This is a genomic window from Streptomyces sp. NPDC006512, from assembly GCF_040611935.1.
GTDB lineage: Bacteria > Actinomycetota > Actinomycetes > Streptomycetales > Streptomycetaceae > Streptomyces.
In genome coordinates, this window is the sequence record NZ_JBEXPG010000037.1 from 1 (window position 1) to 15,487 (window position 15,487).

10 protein-coding genes and 3 pseudogenes are annotated in these 15,487 nt (G+C 68.4%); 6 read left to right on the forward strand and 7 right to left on the reverse strand.

Annotation, left to right across the window (positions count from 1 at the left end; genetic code table 11):
• Positions 1-2,352: 2,352 nt before the first annotated feature.
• The 5 genes and pseudogenes from ABZZ17_RS24660 to ABZZ17_RS24680 form a co-directional block, all read right to left on the reverse strand.
• Positions 2,353-2,787, reverse strand: coding sequence for a hypothetical protein (locus tag ABZZ17_RS24660; protein WP_356878572.1), 435 nt, complete (start codon positions 2,785-2,787; stop codon positions 2,353-2,355).
• 242 nt (positions 2,788-3,029) lie between these two features.
• Positions 3,030-3,314, reverse strand: a complete 285-nt coding sequence (locus ABZZ17_RS24665) for a hypothetical protein (protein WP_356878574.1) — start codon at positions 3,312-3,314, stop codon at positions 3,030-3,032.
• A gap of 513 nt (positions 3,315-3,827) precedes the next feature.
• Entirely contained in the window at positions 3,828-4,433 is a 606-nt protein-coding gene (locus ABZZ17_RS24670) for a hypothetical protein (protein ID WP_356878576.1), read from the reverse strand.
• Between the two features lie 191 nt (positions 4,434-4,624).
• On the reverse strand, positions 4,625-4,921 hold the full coding sequence (gene cas2e, locus ABZZ17_RS24675) for a type I-E CRISPR-associated endoribonuclease Cas2e (RefSeq protein WP_356878691.1): 297 nt from the start codon (positions 4,919-4,921) through the stop codon (positions 4,625-4,627).
• A gap of 319 nt (positions 4,922-5,240) precedes the next feature.
• Positions 5,241-5,480: pseudogene (locus ABZZ17_RS24680) on the reverse strand (CRISPR-associated endonuclease Cas1); the annotation flags it as partial.
• Positions 5,481-5,530: 50 nt separating this feature from the next.
• Here ABZZ17_RS24680 and ABZZ17_RS24685 point away from each other — a divergent pair.
• Positions 5,531-5,651, forward strand: a pseudogene (locus tag ABZZ17_RS24685) (VOC family protein); the annotation flags it as partial.
• 213 nt (positions 5,652-5,864) lie between these two features.
• Here the strand turns inward: ABZZ17_RS24685 and ABZZ17_RS24690 are convergent.
• Positions 5,865-7,202 (reverse strand): NucA/NucB deoxyribonuclease domain-containing protein, encoded by a 1,338-nt coding sequence (locus ABZZ17_RS24690; protein WP_356878578.1) that lies wholly within the window; start codon positions 7,200-7,202, stop codon positions 5,865-5,867.
• 195 nt (positions 7,203-7,397) lie between these two features.
• On the opposite strand from ABZZ17_RS24690, the gene ABZZ17_RS24695 reads away from it, so the two are divergent.
• Entirely contained in the window at positions 7,398-8,675 is a 1,278-nt protein-coding gene (locus tag ABZZ17_RS24695) for a hypothetical protein (RefSeq protein ID WP_356878580.1), read from the forward strand.
• Between the two features lie 887 nt (positions 8,676-9,562).
• On the forward strand, positions 9,563-10,297 hold the full coding sequence (locus tag ABZZ17_RS24700) for a hypothetical protein (protein ID WP_356878582.1): 735 nt from the start codon (positions 9,563-9,565) through the stop codon (positions 10,295-10,297).
• Between the two features lie 357 nt (positions 10,298-10,654).
• On the opposite strand, the gene ABZZ17_RS24705 is transcribed toward ABZZ17_RS24700, so the two are convergent.
• Entirely contained in the window at positions 10,655-11,314 is a 660-nt protein-coding gene (locus ABZZ17_RS24705; protein WP_356878584.1) for a hypothetical protein, read from the reverse strand.
• 374 nt (positions 11,315-11,688) lie between these two features.
• On the opposite strand from ABZZ17_RS24705, the pseudogene ABZZ17_RS24710 reads away from it, so the two are divergent.
• From ABZZ17_RS24710 to ABZZ17_RS24720, 3 genes and pseudogenes are all read left to right on the forward strand, one after another.
• A pseudogene (locus ABZZ17_RS24710) lies at positions 11,689-11,781 on the forward strand (zinc-ribbon domain-containing protein); the annotation flags it as partial.
• Between the two features lie 153 nt (positions 11,782-11,934).
• The gene (locus ABZZ17_RS24715; protein WP_356878702.1) at positions 11,935-12,327 is read left to right on the forward strand and encodes a hypothetical protein; all 393 of its coding nucleotides are present in this window, start codon (positions 11,935-11,937) and stop codon (positions 12,325-12,327) included.
• A 17-nt stretch (positions 12,328-12,344) separates the two neighbouring features.
• On the forward strand, positions 12,345-15,476 hold the full coding sequence (locus tag ABZZ17_RS24720) for a DUF87 domain-containing protein (RefSeq protein ID WP_356878586.1): 3,132 nt from the start codon (positions 12,345-12,347) through the stop codon (positions 15,474-15,476).
• Positions 15,477-15,487: the final 11 nt, after the last annotated feature.

The window sequence follows — 15,487 nt, forward strand, 5'->3', positions numbered from 1 at the left end:
GCCGGCCCTTCGGGCCGGAGTCCTGCGCTTCGCTCCGGACTGGTTCGGGTTCCGCTGCGCTCCACCCGAACGGCCCGCTCCGCGGGCTGGGGTGACCCCGTTTCACGGGGTCGGGGCCTACAGGCCGTTGGGGCGGGTCCGCTCCGCTCCCCCACCCGGGGGCCCTTCCGGCTCCGCCTCCAGGACCAGCCCGCTGCGCGGGCCGCCAGCAAGGGAGAGGGTGGCACTGGGGCTGGAAGGAGCAAGGTGCTTTCCCGTCGGAGTCTCTCACCGGCATGATGAGGTGCTACTGGCATCAGGAGAGTGGGGGCACCATGAGCCGGGCCAAACGATGGGCACTCACAAGCGGGGTGTTATGCCTGGTCACCTGGATAGCCGTGACAGCAATCGCCCTGCTCCCAGCCGTCCAGGGCATCCAAGACGCCTTGGGTAAATGGCTCAAGGCCCTCGCTGCCGCCCCCGCAATCATCACGGTCATCGGGTTCTGGGTCATCGGCGCAAGCGGCGGACCACCAGACGGTACCTGGGGCAGTAACCCTGTCAGCCACCCGACAGACCTCATCTGACCGTGTCCCGGACCCGAGGGTCTCTGCTTCAAACACAGAGTGAGCTAGACTCTGGGATGCGCTGAGCATGGGCATCCCACAAAACGCCCCTCTTGTTGTCGGCGATCAGTGAAACTGCGCAGGACCCCACCAACCTGCGCAACCAAGTCCCGAGGCCAGAAACTCCGCAGGCCAGACGGCTGCCTCACCCAGAACTCTGCGCAGGTTCAGTGAGCCACGACAGCAGCCATCCCGCTCAGTCCAACTGTACAACCCCAGGTCAGAGGCATGACGACAGCTCAGCTTCAGCGACCCGCGACCCGCGACAGGATGTCACCAATCGGTGAAGCTGCCTGGCGCCCGGCGAACCTGAGCAGGCCTCCAGGTGCAGCCCTTGTCCTGCTCCAGTCGCCGGCTACCGAGGTGGCTCCAATGGCCAGCGTGGAGGCTGGAGTTCGCGCAGACCGTAGTCGGGCGGCAGCCATCCCTTCTTCCTCCTGTCGATGGTCTTCTGTGTGTGGGGCAGCGGGTACGGGCACCCGTACATCCCCTCAGGTCCAGGCGCAGCCCACGGGCGCCGGTAGTAAACCGTACACACAGGCCAGACGGTCTTCTCCGGCGGTTTCGGAGCCGGTTTCGCTGCCTTCCGGGGCCGACGGGGCTTGGGGCGTTACAGCTGGGGCGGACGTAGCCTGCAGCGCTCGCTGCCGCATCGTCGAGGAATGCATTCTGAAGGCGCGCAGCGCAGTTGCGACCAGGCCTGGGCCGAGGCCTTGGACCGTTACCCTCCCCCGCCCCCAGAAGACGCTCGGTCTTCGCCCTCCATGCGATTGCTGCTGCAGGCCACAATGAGCGAGAAAGTCCGGGAAGTCACCACCCGCAGAACGGCACCTGACCAGCCAAAATGTAGAACCTCCCCGAAACCACCTTCCCCCCAAGGTTCCCCCTTAGGTTCCCCTGGCTTACCCCCGCCCCTTGCCTGTGGCGACGCGCCGCGCCTCACCGGATCGCGACAAAGGCCGGCTCACTGGCTTTGTATTCGGGTTTCGAGAACGTCTGTTGTCCGGCCGCAGGAACACTCGCCTCATCCGGAAAGTGATGTCGTCGCATTCCGGGAACCTCGGTGCTCGTTTCGGGACCGTGGTTGTGCTCACGTGCCCAACGCAACGGACTTGGCAGGATCCATTCGTTCCTCAGCCCCACGCGGGACCGGCCGGACAGGTCCTGGCTAGTCGTCCACGGCCCCCGGAGCCAGGGCCGGGGCCGGGAACGCGAAGCGGGCCTCGGCGCCCGACCACCAGACGCCGATGGCGAAGACGGCGGTGGCCTCCAGCAGGGCAGCGCGATCGAGCCCGCCGCAGGGCAGAGGTGGACCGGGACGGCTCCGGCGCGCTGGACCGCGGCGAATTCCACCAGGCACTCACGGAGTTCTTCTACGGCAACGACCCGGACGCTCCCGCTAACCACCTGTTTGGGAAAGTCGCCTGCTGACAACCCCAGAATGTGGCCCAGGATCCGTACGCCCACACCACTGCTGGTGTGGGCGTACAGACCTCAGGCCAGGGCAGCCCCTAGACAACGCTTCAACCACCGACGGCCTCAATGGCGTGCCCTGGTCGACAAGCTCGCGGCCGCGCAAGCGGCGGTTTCCGCCGACGGAGCGGAGCCGGGTGATCAGGCGGGCCTCGCCGATGACATTGAGGAAGTTCTGGTGGTGCCGATCTGCCCGTACGGCCGAGGCTGGGGGGACGGGGAGCGGGAGCAGGAGGTCGTCACGACCAATCCGGTACTACACGAGGAGTCCCGCTCAGTCCCTGTCGATGCCTCGGGAGGCGAAGACCTCCGCCGCGTCCGGCACCGCCAGGACGCCGTCATCCACGAAAGTCACCTCCCGCAGGTTGGGCAGCAGGTTGAGATCGTCGAGCGACCTGACGTCGAACAGGTCGTCCTCGCCGTCCCAGGCGGGGGCGCAGTGCCTGAAGACTTCCGCCCCTGCGTCGAAGCACAGCTCCTCGATGCCGGCGAGCAGCTCGGCCGGTATCTCCAGGGCCTCGAAATGGGCCCTAGACTCCGGCAGCACCTCCGCATGGAGGCCGTTGTCCAGGACGTGGGACGCGGGGTCGCCGATCCCCTGCTCGGCCAGCCGCGCGGGCAGGTCGTAGACCGGGAGGAGCGGCTCGGGGCCGTACATGAGCTCCTCGATGACGAGCAGCTTGAGGTTGAAGTCGCGGAACTGGCTCATGGGAGATGACTACCACGGTGGGACGAAGGGCCGGAGCCCGGCCCCCTCGGGCCAGGTACAGCGCTCGGGCCGCGCTCGGGGCAGCGAGCACGCGGATCCGGGCGTCGATCACCGCCCGATCCTGACCTGTGTTCAGCGGCTCACGGCGCGGGGCCGCCTGCACACGACGATGACGCAGCCGGACCTCGTCGCAGGCGGGTTTCATGCCGGGTACCTCCGCGGCGGCGCCGGCCTGCACGGCCTCAGACGACATGCTTGTGGAGCGCGGCGAGTCCGCCGGGCGGGAGGGGAGCGGGGCTGCCCGTGAGGGTGTACCACTCCTCGGCCCCGGCGTACTGGATCCGTACCGAGACCGGGCCGTCCAGGCCAGGCTCGGTCGTCAGGGTGACGGCGCCGGTGATGACGCCGACCTCATCAGTCATCGCCCCGCCCGGGCCCGCCTTCACATGGTCGGTCAGCGGCACCGCTCCCTCCGGGACGACGCCGTGGTCGGGCTGCGGGGGGCCTGCTGACTGGTGGTCGGTCATGAGCACGTCTCCAGCATCTCGGTCAGCTTCTTCTTGTCCACCTCGGTCACCGTCGGCTGGTAGGTGGCCTTCACGTTCGTCCACGCCGTGGCATGAGTGCACCAGGAGCCCTTGGCCGATGGCTGCCAGTCCTCGGGACCCTGGTCACCCTTGGCACGGTTCGTCGCCGCCGACGGGGTCTGACGTTGTCAGGGTGGGAGTGGATGTCGGTCACCCGTGCCCAACGATGGACGCCTCGCGGCCGTGACGCGAGAGGAGACCGGCTTCGGGTTCCTCGGAAAAGTGTGGCCGCCAGGCTGCTTGCCGGGGTAATCGACGCGGCCCCCGGCATCCCGCAGGAATGTGGGGTGCCAGGTGCCGGGGGTCGGTCCGGTCGTGCCCCAGAGCGCTGTGGGTTCCGGCCCTGACCCGCGCACCCATGCCGGCGCGGACTGGACATGACCCTAACGATCATCAGGCCGGCTCCTCAGGACTCCCTGGAAACCGGCCCAGGCAGGTGTGGTGCGAGGGGTTTCAGCGGTAGGGGCTCCAGCCGCCGAAGCGGGCCATCAGCCGGCGTGCCGCGTGCTCGTCCAGGCCGAGAGCGGCCGCGGCCTGTCCAGCGCTCAGGTCGGCGCGGGTCCCGCGCGCGGCCCAGTAGCCGACCCGCCCGGCGGTGACCTCCATACGGCGGGCCGCCCGCACCCCCGCGACCGGAGACGTCCTGGTCAGCTTCTCGATCTCCTCCTCCAGCCGCTCCAGCAGACTCGTGACCTGCTCCGGCAGGGGGACGGTGGTCGCCTCGACCTGGGCGGTGTGGCCGTCCCAGTCCCGTACACACGCGTCCGCCTGTTCATCACCGGCCTCCGCGAGGTCCTGGCCGCCGATCAGCGTCCAGTCCAGGCGGTGTTCCGGGCCGGCCCAGCCGCAGGAACAGATTGCGCGCAGCGCGGCCGCGCGCGGGATGCGGGGGGTGTGGCCGTCGTAGACGGACCAGTGGGACACCGACTGGCCGCCCGGGCCGGAGCCGGAATCGAAGTACACCGGGCCCGGAACGCTGCCGTCGGCCAGGAGCACGCCGACCGCACCCTCGTGGGACGTGCCGAACTCGTCCGTCGTCCAAGTCTCCCGCTCGCCCACAACACCCCTCCAGCAGTCCGCCAAGTACGTCAGCGCTCCCGCCGGGACCGCCAGAGAACGACGATGCCGCAGCCGGTACCGCGGGCGGGGCCGGATCCACGAATGGGGGCGCCTGCCATGCTGTGTGGCGAGGAGCTGCTGTCGGAACACCCCCGCGTCGGCTGGGAGGACACTTCCTGACCTGCTCTTTTCTAAGGAGTTTGCGATTTCTTTACTATTGGTGTCGCTGATTGCGACGGACCTGTCATGCGGATCAGTGTGAGGCCGTCAAAGTCGACCGGGACACGCCGCCTTGACCCTGTTGTGCGAAGTACGTACCCCTGTTCGTTCGATGTGGAATGGATGAGCACGGCCTGCCCGTCTCCGACCACAGCGGTCACCGCCTTCCAGAGTTCGTCGCGGACTCGTGCGGAGAAGGTGCCGACGTAGATGCCGGGTACGACTTCGCTGCTCCATCGAGTCAGAGCGCCGCGGAGGTGGTCGGGCACGGCCGTGGTGGCCGATGACCGTCATTGTCGGCATCTCAGGCGTCTCCTCGGCTGTAGTTCCGTCCTGCCGGCAGGACGCCGGCATGTGGATCCTGAGGTTGACCAGACTCACGGCCTGTCCGTCGGGTTGGTCCTCGCCCCTTCTTTGTTCTGGATCGTCGGGGGCCAGGAGGGACTGGATGTCGCGCACAATGCGCGGGAGCAGTTTCAGTAGGCGCAGGTCGTCTCTGAGTTTGCGGCGCGCGTCGGCTTCGGGGTCATCGGAGGCGTGCAGGGCGAACGCCAATGGCAGAGTGGTATCGGCCTTGTACAGGTCGGCGATGTCGTAGACGAAGGAGTGCTGCTTGCCGGTATGGACGAAGCCGAGGGCGGGTGAGCAGCCGAGGGCGAGAAGGGCTGCGTGCACGATGCCGTAAAGGCAGGTGTTGGCTGCGGAGAGTGCCAGGTTGGCCGGGTCCTGGTCGTGCCACTGTTCTGGGTCGTAGTTGCGGCGGAAGCGTTCGATTCCGTGTTTGCGGGCGAAGAGGCGGTACAGGGACCTCATCCGTTGTCCCTCCATACCTCGCAGCGCGTCGAGGGTGACGCCTGAGGGAACGTCATCGTCGAAGCGTCTCCTACGAGCACGACCACGTCGTCCTGCGGCACGGCCGCGACACCGTCGCCCGGATCAGCGGCGGAGCGCTCGGCGAGGACCCCGACCCAGGTCCGCCCCCGCTGGCACGTCCACTTCCACCGCCGTCGCAGGGCTCATGAAGCCGCTCCTTCCTGTAGCCCCGGCTCGGGGGTTGCGGCTTCACCGACGCGGGCCGCCCTCGCGCAGGCGGCCCGGTGGTTTGCGGGCGCACGTGGTGGTGGACCTGAACCAAATAGCGGTGGCCACCGCCCCCGGGGAGGTGGGGACGGTGGCCGCACTTGTGCCATCGGCGGTCAACCGAGCATGACGTCAGTCGACGTGCACCCAGTACGGGTCCTCTACGGGCCAGGCCAGGATCCGGTCGTCGACATAGAAGTTGCTGAGTTTGGTGCCCGCCGACCGGTTCTCGCCCAGCTCGATGTTGCGCACCGTAAAGTCCCATTCGATCGACGATGCGCCCTCATAGGTGGAGCTGAAGGGGTATTCGTCGCAGTCATCGACCGATGTGTTGTACGGCGGAAGGCCGGTCGCGGCGTTGTAGTCCGGGCCCCACGGGTTGGACCCGCTCCTCTGCCCGCATGCCGCCTTCTTCACCTCCTCGTTCGCCAGGGCGATCGCGCCGCCCTGCCCGCGGCTCCCCACGCGGTGCAGCGGCGCGCCCCGAGTCCCGGCGGCCGGCGACCACTTGCCGGGAACCTTCTTGGGGTGGTTCTCCTTGGGGTAGGTGACGCCGTCGGTGGCCGGGGCGTTCTGCGCGTCGCGGATGTGCTGGCGAATGTTGGGGTGGTTGCCGTCGTAGGTGAGGAAGGGCGGCGCCCCGGTGTAGATGCAGGCGCGGGGGTAGCGCTTGACGCCGTGGGTGAAGTAGTCGGCCGAGTCGCAGCGGATACCGATCGGGGGGCCCTCACCGCGCTCGGTGCCCTGCTCGTATCCCGGGCTCGCGCCGTTCATGTAGAGGCGCCACTGGTGGAAGGCGACCTGGTCCTGGCCCTCCCCACCAACGGAGGAGACGTCCCAGTAGACCCAGTCAGGGAAGTTGCTCCACTGGGCCCATTCCATCTTCGCCGGAGACCGCCCGACGCCGCACGTGGCAGTGGTGGGCTGATTGGCGCCCGGCACGCATTCGGGGGTGATTTCCAGCTTCAGGTTCGGGGCGACGGTCCGCTTCTCCAAGGGGTTCCACCCGTCGTAGCTAACCTGGCCGGTTTTGGCGCGGAGAAAAACGCGAGTGGCGCGGGAGTCGTTGTAGCCGATGGCGGCGGCCTGGAACCTGATTGTGTTGGTGCCCTTCAGGACGGGCTTGCCGTCCACCTTCTTGTAGTACCTGTTCTTGAACTCGTATTCCTGGCACCACTTGAACCGGTTGTAGACGCGGCCGTCGGGGTCTTGGGCGTCCGAGGAACCGAGACAGTCGTTCAGCCACTCGGTGCCCGCGGGGTTGTCGGGGGATATCGGCATCTCCGCCGTCCCCTTGCCGTTGCTGCTGCGCAGAGCACCGTCGCCGGGCTTGGCCGTGTACCCGATGCCCGGGGCCGGCGCGGGGGACTTGGGGCCTGCGGCTGCGACCGGTGAGGCACCCACGGCGCACAGGGCTGCGGTGAGGGCGAGCGAGGCTATCGCCGCCACGCCGCGTCTGATGTGTTTCACAAGGTGGTCCCTTCCGTCGGTGGCCCATTGCGGGCGCGCACCGAAGGCATGGAACCGGTCAACTCCCTTTCATGCCAACCGAAAACGCGACTTCGTGATCGCATTTGGCTAGTTGTGGTACAGACCTGCCGCCCCCAGCGGCGCTAGTTTCGCTCAGCACTCATCTCACAGATCACACACAGAGGGAAAGCAATGATGCGCCGCACAAAAACCCGCCTGAGCAAAGGGCTCGGAGCGCTCATAGCCACCGCGACGGCCGTCGCGGGCCTGGCCGCCACCCCGGCCGCCGCCACCCCGGCCGCCGCCACTGCGGCCGCCTCCGGGCAGACGGTCCAGCCCGGCCAGGCCTGTACCGCAGCCGATCTCGGCAAGCGCCACCCGATCATCAAAAGCACGGAGGTCGCCCCGACGATCACCCACTTCAACGGCTGGTACGTCACCCAGGGCTCGACCGGCTACCAGAACGTCACCACCAGCACCCAGACCACCATCTCGGTCTCCGTCGGCCTCAACGGCGAGATCAAGGGCGATTTCGCCGTCGAGGCCCTTGGCACCGTCGGCGCGATGCTGGGCCTGAACGTACAGGTGAACTACTCCTCCACCAGCAGCGAGTCAACCTCCGTCAGCTGGAACTTCAACGACCCCGGCTACTACGGCGTCTACAAGGGCACCAAGAAGATCACCGGCACCTACGGAAGCCTCAACTGCAACCGCGCCCAACAGGGCGACGGCAGCTGGGCGCTGAAGTGGATCGAGGGACCAGACAGCGGCAGCTACACCACCTACACCACCCTCGAAGAGGGCGCGGTGCGCTGCGAGGACAAGGTGCCCGCCAACAGCATCATGCGCAAGGCGCAGGGTCTCCTGGACTGCGAGACCCCGCCCCGGGCCGGACACGCACCAGGGCCGGTGGCCTCCGCCAAGGCCACCGCGGCCAGGAACGCGGCAGCGAAGGAAACGGCGAACGGCACAGCGGGCAAGGCGACCACCCCGAGGACCAGTGTGCCCGCCACGCGGGCCGCCCTGAACTGCCAGCCTGACGTCTACAGGATCCACGTCCCCGGCAAGCCCCTGAACTGGAGCGCACCGGTCCTGACCAACGATGGCATCCGGCTGCGCGAATCCAACTGGACCAGCGCCCACCTGGACAACTGGCGGCTGTGCAACGTGACGGAGCGCAACGGGGTTATCGAGGCGTCCCTGTGGAACTGGGGCAACGGCGGGTGCGCGACCATCCCGGCCAGCATCGCCAACCAGGAACAGGCCTACCTCACAACGGCCCCTTGCGCGGAAGACGACCTCCAGCGGTTCTACATCTATCGCGACGTACCTGGCGGCTCGAAGATCGGCCTGCAGAACAAGTACACCGGCTCGATGCTCGGCCACGACCGGTACGCGGACGGGGAACTGATCCGCCAGTACTCCAGCGGCAGGCAGAACGGTACGGGCACGTACAACCTGGTGAAGGCCTGACCCTCACCCGCCAGACACGGTCCCCTCTAGCCCAGGCGCCCGACTTCCATCCAGCGTGAACCGAGGTCGGGCGACCCGGGCCTACACCACGGACACGCCGTGGACGCCTGAGCGCCTCTGAGTTCCCGGCGGGCGCTGAGTGCACACGCAGCCACCTCTTTCGCTAGAAGCGGGTCTGCAAGTCCGGTCAGGGGCCAGTTCGCGAGACAGAGGACTTGGTTGCGTTCGTCGTGTACTCCACACACGTCGTGCCGGTGGTGACCCTGCTCCGAGTAGAGCCTCGGGTCCGGCTTCCGCGTCCAGGAGACCGCGGAGCAGGACTGGGGCCTCGGGTACCTGTGACCAGTCGACATCGGCGCAGCCCCGCAAAGCGGGGTGGTCGCATGCACCTCGCTCAATCTGCGGGTACTCGCGGAGGAACCGAACGACGGCAGCCTGTTTGGCCACCGGATCCATCACACACATCTCTCTGCCCTGCTCCCACACCCTCGCCCCGGCCGGCGCGCCCACGGGACGCAACTCTTCCCGGGGCGAGCGCCGGACCCAAGCACCAAGTCCGATATCACCTCTCACCCTGCGGGTGGGCACCGGGTAAAGGTGTCCCACCCGGCACCAGAGGCACTGTCATCGCCATGCGGCCACCCCCCCTTCCCGGTCCGATGCAGCGTTCCCGGACAGGAAGCACACGCTGGGCAGAACCAACCCGTCGAAGGTATACCGCGTCATTCCTGGCCGACCTGGGCCTCGGCCAACGCTTCGCAGTGTCCAGCGAGGAGAAGTTACCGCTCCGCCGGGCCCCCCGCCGACACGAAATGGCCCTGGCACCCCTCCCCCGATATCCTGGTGATCCGACATGGGGGGGGCTTCCTCTCGTGGAGGGCGGCACGATGAACCGGAAGTTGAACGCGCATCGACTGCTGATAGCCCTCGCAGCACCCCTGCTCGTCTCCTCGGTCGCTCTCGCGCCCGCCTCCGCGGCCCCGGGCAACGCAGCAGGAGCCGCTCCGGCCCGCCCCTCCTGTGAGCTGGTTCCGGCTGGCACCGGCGAGCCGGGCGGCGACCGAAGCTACAACCTCCACCTCAGCGGATTCCCGGCGAACCAGTCGGTGCGGGTGGAAGGGCAGCGGTTTTCCTTCCGAGCCACAGTGGACGACCAAGGCAGCCTCAACCGACAGGACGTGAGGCACGGAAAATACAGCGTCAATTACCGGGACGGCGCCAGCAACCGAACCAAGCGCGTCGGATGCGCCACCACCGGGGAGAGGCCGGGCAGCGGCAAGCAGAACGTCAAGGTCACCGCCGTGGCAGTGAAGACCCTCACCAAGCCCGGGACCGTCGTCGACTGCACCAAGACGAACAAGGCGGAATTCGACGGCAGCATCACGGCAACCGGCCAGGGCAAGGTCGACTACTACTGGACGTACGCCTCCAGCGCCGAGCCGCACTCATCCGGTTCGGTCGACTTCACCCCCGGCACCACGAGCCATGCGTTGCTCAAAGTAGTCGACGTTTCGGGAACGGCGAACGCCTCATCCGTAAGCGTGTTCGTCACCCTCCACGTCCCGGGCCACAACATGAGCGCACGCAGCGAGCAGGTCGTACTGACCTGCGCTAAGCCCTGAGAACGCCGGCCAGCAGAAGCTCCTCCCACCCTGCCGAAACCGACCTCCGCGCAATGGCCCTGGGTGCCAGGCCGTTCGTTCTCGCTGGCTGGTGCCCGTGCCCAGATTGCCACCTCAGGTCACGTTGCCGCCTAGGTTCGGCTCGGACCAGGCAAGAGGCCCGTATACGGCGGCCGCGTGGCACAACTACGCCGCGTCCGCAAGGAGCTTGTCACCGACGTTCGCCGCGACGCCCTCCGGTTTCGCATTCGAGCGGCGCATCAGCTTCGACTTCTTGTCCGCGCCGTCATTGCCACGCCTCTCCCGCCCTCCGTGGTCCGCGCGGCCTACCCGCTCGTCAGACCAGGCATACCAAGATCATTCGGTGGGGCGCCCTAACGGTTGGCCTGCCATTTGCCCGCCGCTCAGAGGAGACTCCCCCGTGGGATCGTGCCCAGACCTTCTCTCCAGGTGGGCAAGCAGGTGCTCCGCTGTGGTTGAGGCCATGTCCTGCGGCGCGCCGACCGCAGTCAGGGCGGCGGCAAGCCTTGCCGAAGCCACGTCTGGCAGGTCCTGGTCCATAAGGAGGGGAAGGAGCAGCAGCAGGCGGGCGGCTGTGTCCTGGACGCCTTCGCGCGCGGCGGAAGGGTACTCGGCGATGCGGACCAGTTCGTGCCACGTCAGGCCGGTCCCCGAAAATTCTTCTCCCCAGCTGGCGATCTGTCGTGCGTAGCGCGTGTCTGGATGGGTGAGCAGGTAGTCGGTGGCGTAGTCGCCGACCAGGTTGCGGTAGATCACCACAGCTCCGGGACCCCCTTCGGCCGGCACTCGGAACATTGGCCAGTGTTCGGAATCGAAGAGGAGCTCGGACAGGGCATCGGCATCAGCGCCATCGTCGCCGAACCACTCCGGGACCGCCCGCTCGGCACATGCCCCGTCACTGCATATCGTCAGAAGGTAGTTCGACCAGAAACCCAAGCGGGCCAGCAGTGGCTCGCCTGCCACCAGCGGGCCGTCGTCGTATCCATTGATCAGCACCCTCCGATCCTGTCACCAGGCACTGACATAGTCCGATCCGGGACGGGGCCGGGCCGGGCCGGGCCGGGCCGCGGCACTGCTTCAGACCCCTGGCACGCCCCGGCACCAGGCCACACGGGCAGCCCAGGGTTACCACACGCCAGTCGCAGGCCACCTATTCGTCAGCCTGGGGGCCGTACACCTCCATGTCCGAAGCGGTGACCGGCTGCCGTCGCCGAGGGTCAGTGCGTTCGGTGACCCGAAGGGGGTGAGTGCGGCCCGAAGCGACCGGACCTGGCAGCCGACTGACGGCGCGCATGAGTAGAGCCAAGCGACTAGAATCAGGACTAAACCAGCAGATATTCCCCAGGGGGCTCAGAGCGCGGGACACTGGCATGGGTGAATACAGCGTCGGCCACACCACACGATGCGGGCACTGCGGTGCCCAAGCGCCGAAGTCTGCCGCCTTCTGTCCCGGGTGCGGTACGCCCCTCGACCCGGGCGCTGCCGGAAGCGGCCCGGGACCCTCCAGCTCGCCGTCCGTCCGGGCGGACGGGAGTTGGAACCCGCCGGGACATCCCCCACACACCCAGCCGCCCGACGCACCGCCCCAGCCACCCCCAGGGAGCGGCAGGACGACGGTGGAAGGGCAGGTACGCGGCCTCCAGGTGCGCACCGATCAACAAGGTGAATCCGACCGGGAGAACGTCTGGACGTTTCGGGTCGAGCGCTACGACGCATCGGGGCGCCGCGTGGCACTGGTTCCGGTCGAGATGCGCGGACGCACATTCGAAGGCGCGATCCACGAGGGCGACTGGGTCCGGGCGCACGGTCGCATGCGCTCCGGTACGTTCCGCGTTACTCGGGTCGAGAACCGCACGACCGGCGCGGAGGTCCGTCCCAAGGGGCTTCCCAAGCCGGTAATCATCCTCGTCTGCATCTTCTTCGCCATCGTCGTGGCCTTCATAGCCTGGGTGGCCTACGGCATGTTCACGATGCCCACGGGACCGCCCCCGGGCTGGGACTCCCCTTAGGCCATGAGGACATCGGCATGAGTATCGAAGAACTGACGGCGGAGGACCTCGATCACCTCCAGCGCGCGGGTTTCGAGCCGCCGCGGCTGGGCTCCGGCGTCGGCCTCACAGCGGCGCCGCCGGCCCTGCGCACCCTGCTCCGGGTCAACGGTGTCGGCCGGCTGCGGAAGGACGGCGCTCCCCCGTGGACCGACAGCCGGGAAGCCGCCGCCCCGGTCACTCGCGACCTACTCGTCAGCCTCTACCAGTGCAGGGTGCCGCTCGCCTTCGAGCTTGGCGGGGACTCCGGGCGGGCCTGCATCCGCCTGGGAACCTGGTTGCCTGACGGGGGTGCACCCGCGGCCGTACGGCGCAACAGCGGGCTGCTGCACACCGCCCTGCGGTCGCTTTACCCAGCGGTGGATACCACCGAGGAGGAGGTCTCGGCCGCGGAACCCTGGCCCCTTGGAGGTCTCGTTCTCGGTATCCCGACGGCCAAGCCGCCCGACGAGACGGACGGCGTGCGACAGGTGGACCGACTGCTCCGGGCCATGGGCCCCACCCGGTGGGCGGCGTTCGTGCTCGCCCAGCCGGTCGGCGAAGGACTGATCCGCTCCCTCAAGCTCCAGGTGATCAACGAGATGCGGGCCGCGCAGACCGCCGCGAAGTTGGGCGGGGTGCCCAGCCCGCTCGCCGAACACTACGTGGAACTGCTGACCGCCCAGTTGAAGAGTCTGGGTGACGCCCAGGGCACCGGCGCCTGGCGTACCGCCGTCTACCTCCTCGGCGACACCGACAGCTACGCCCACGTCGCCAGCATGTGGCGCGGGCTGTACTCCGGCGACCGTTCCGTACCGGAGCCGGTCAGGGTCTGGGACCGCGAGGACGTACCGGGGCTGGCTCGTGCCTGGGCCCTGCCCGACCCTGACGGCCCGTCCTCGGACGCCGGCCGCAAGCACCATCCTTTCCCCCACCAGTCCTTGCTCAGCTCCGTACAACTCGCCGCCTACGTCGATCTACCCGTGGGAGAGACCAACGGCTACGCAGTCACCGCGGTACCCGACTTCGACTCGGTGCCACCGCCGGTCAACGCCGACTCTGTCTTCCTGGGCTCCGTAGTGGAACGCCAGCAGGTCACCCCCGCGCCATACACGGTCCGCGCCCCCCAACTCACCCGTCACGCCCTCGTTACCGGAGTAACCGGCTCCGGCAAGACGAACACCATCTTCCAGCTGCTGCGCCGCACCGCCAGTTCGGGAGTGCCCTTCCTCGTCCTGGAACCGGCCAAGACGGAGTACCGGGTGTTGCTCCGCGACCCCGCGCTGGGCGGCCCTCTCCAGATCTTCACCCTGGGCACCGAAACCGTCGCACCGCTGCGCATGAACCCCTTCGAAGTACCTGAAGGGATTCCCATCGCCACCCACCTGGATCTGCTCCGCTCGGTCTTCAACGTCAGCTTCGGCATGTGGACGCCTCTGCCCCAGGTACTGGAGGCCGGACTGCACGGCATCTACGCCGACCGCGGGTGGGACATCACGACCGGGACGAATCGGCGGCTCGACGACGCGTCCGACCGCTCCCTCGCCTTCCCCACCCTTTCCGACCTCGTGCGGAAGGTCGAGGAACTGGTGCCCCGGCTCGGCTACGACGAGCGCGTCACCAGCGACCTGCGCGCGGCCCTGCGGACCCGCCTGAACAGCCTCCGTACCGGCGGCAAGGGCCGCATGCTCGACGTCGGCCGCTCCCAGCCCATGGGAACACTCCTGGACCGGCCCACCGTGATCGAACTGGAGGGCATGGGCGACGACGACGACAAGTCCTTCATGATGGGACTGCTGCTGATCCGGCTGGCCGAACACCGCCGCATCGAGGGAGACACCGAGGCCCTGCGCCACCTCCTCGTCGTGGAGGAGGCCCACCGGTTGCTGGCTGCCCCGGGAGGCGGGTCCCGGCGCGGCGACGAGACGGAGGCCGACGTCCGCGGGAAGGCCATCGAGACCTTCACCCACATGCTGTCCGAGATCCGCGCCTACGGGCAGGGGGTCGTGGTCGTGGACCAGATCGCGACGAGGCTCGCCCCGGACGTCCTGAAGAACACCAACCTCAAGCTGGTCCACCGCGTCGTGGCGGGCGACGATCGCGAGCTGCTCGCCGCGAGCATGGCGATGACCGAGCGCCAGAGCCTGGCCCTGGCCACCCTGCCGGTCGGCAGGGCGGCTGCCTTCATCGACGGCGAGGACGCGCCTCTCCTCGTCCAGGTGCCCCCGTCGAAGGGTGGATCCGGTACCTGGCCCTTCCATGACGAGGTCCGAGAGCACATGGCTACGCACGGCCCGTACGCGGAGCAGCCGGAGCTGCTGCTCACATCGCCGGCTTGCGACCTCCGCTGCCTGGCTGCCCCTCAGGCCTGCGCGGTGGCCCGCGGCCTCGTCACGGAACCCGCGGTGAAACGGGCATTCGGCCGGGCCGTGCTCTCCGCCGTGCTGAACCCCGGCGGGCTCGGCCGCACGTGGCCGGACGTCGCCGTCACGGTCAAGCCACGGCTCCCCCGCGGCCTGGACCGGGGCGAGCTGCCCGGCCGGCTGGTCCGACACGCGGCCTGGCACCTCGCCGACGTACGAGGTGCCCGGGCGGGATGGACGTACGCGGAGGTGGCCGAGGTGGCGTCGCTGACCGACGCACTGGTCAGCGCCCATGTGGAGGGCCGGGAGACCCGGGAGGAGACGGCCCGGCTCCGCCTGGTGCTCCTGGCCATCCAGGGCGGCGACTGCGGCCCGTACGCGGCGTGCGCCCGTATCTGGGAGGGCCGGCCCACACCCTGCCTGTGCGCCCTGCCGACGGCGGACCTGGTGGCAGAGGGCGGCTTCGCCGAGCTGTGGAGGCAGGCCCGCAGCTCGGACCGGGCTTCCCCGGAAGGTGGCCGAGCAGCGGTGTGGGATGTCTGCCAGGACGCCGCGCACCAGGTGGTGGAACTGCCTGAGGACGGGGCTCCGGACAGCCTGGTGGGGCAACTGCGCGGCACGGCCGACCGCATTGCCCTGTGCTTCGCCCAGCAGATGCTGGCCACCGAGACCTGGGCCCACCCGGCGACCGCCCGGCGGGTGCTCGCGGACCTCCTGGCCTTGGCGGGCCTGACCCCGGCGCTGCCCGAGGAATCAAAGGTTCGGTGAAACCTCGTCGA

Coding starts and splice junctions, on each gene's coding strand:
- ABZZ17_RS24720 (WP_356878586.1), top strand. CDS start 12,345: ATGAGTATCGAAGAACTGACGGCGGAGGACCTCGATCACCTCCAGCGC.
- ABZZ17_RS24665 (WP_356878574.1), bottom strand. CDS start 3,314: ATGACCGACCACCAGTCAGCAGGCCCCCCGCAGCCCGACCACGGCGTC.
- ABZZ17_RS24660 (WP_356878572.1), bottom strand. CDS start 2,787: ATGAGCCAGTTCCGCGACTTCAACCTCAAGCTGCTCGTCATCGAGGAG.
- ABZZ17_RS24695 (WP_356878580.1), top strand. CDS start 7,398: ATGCGCCGCACAAAAACCCGCCTGAGCAAAGGGCTCGGAGCGCTCATA.
- ABZZ17_RS24700 (WP_356878582.1), top strand. CDS start 9,563: ATGAACCGGAAGTTGAACGCGCATCGACTGCTGATAGCCCTCGCAGCA.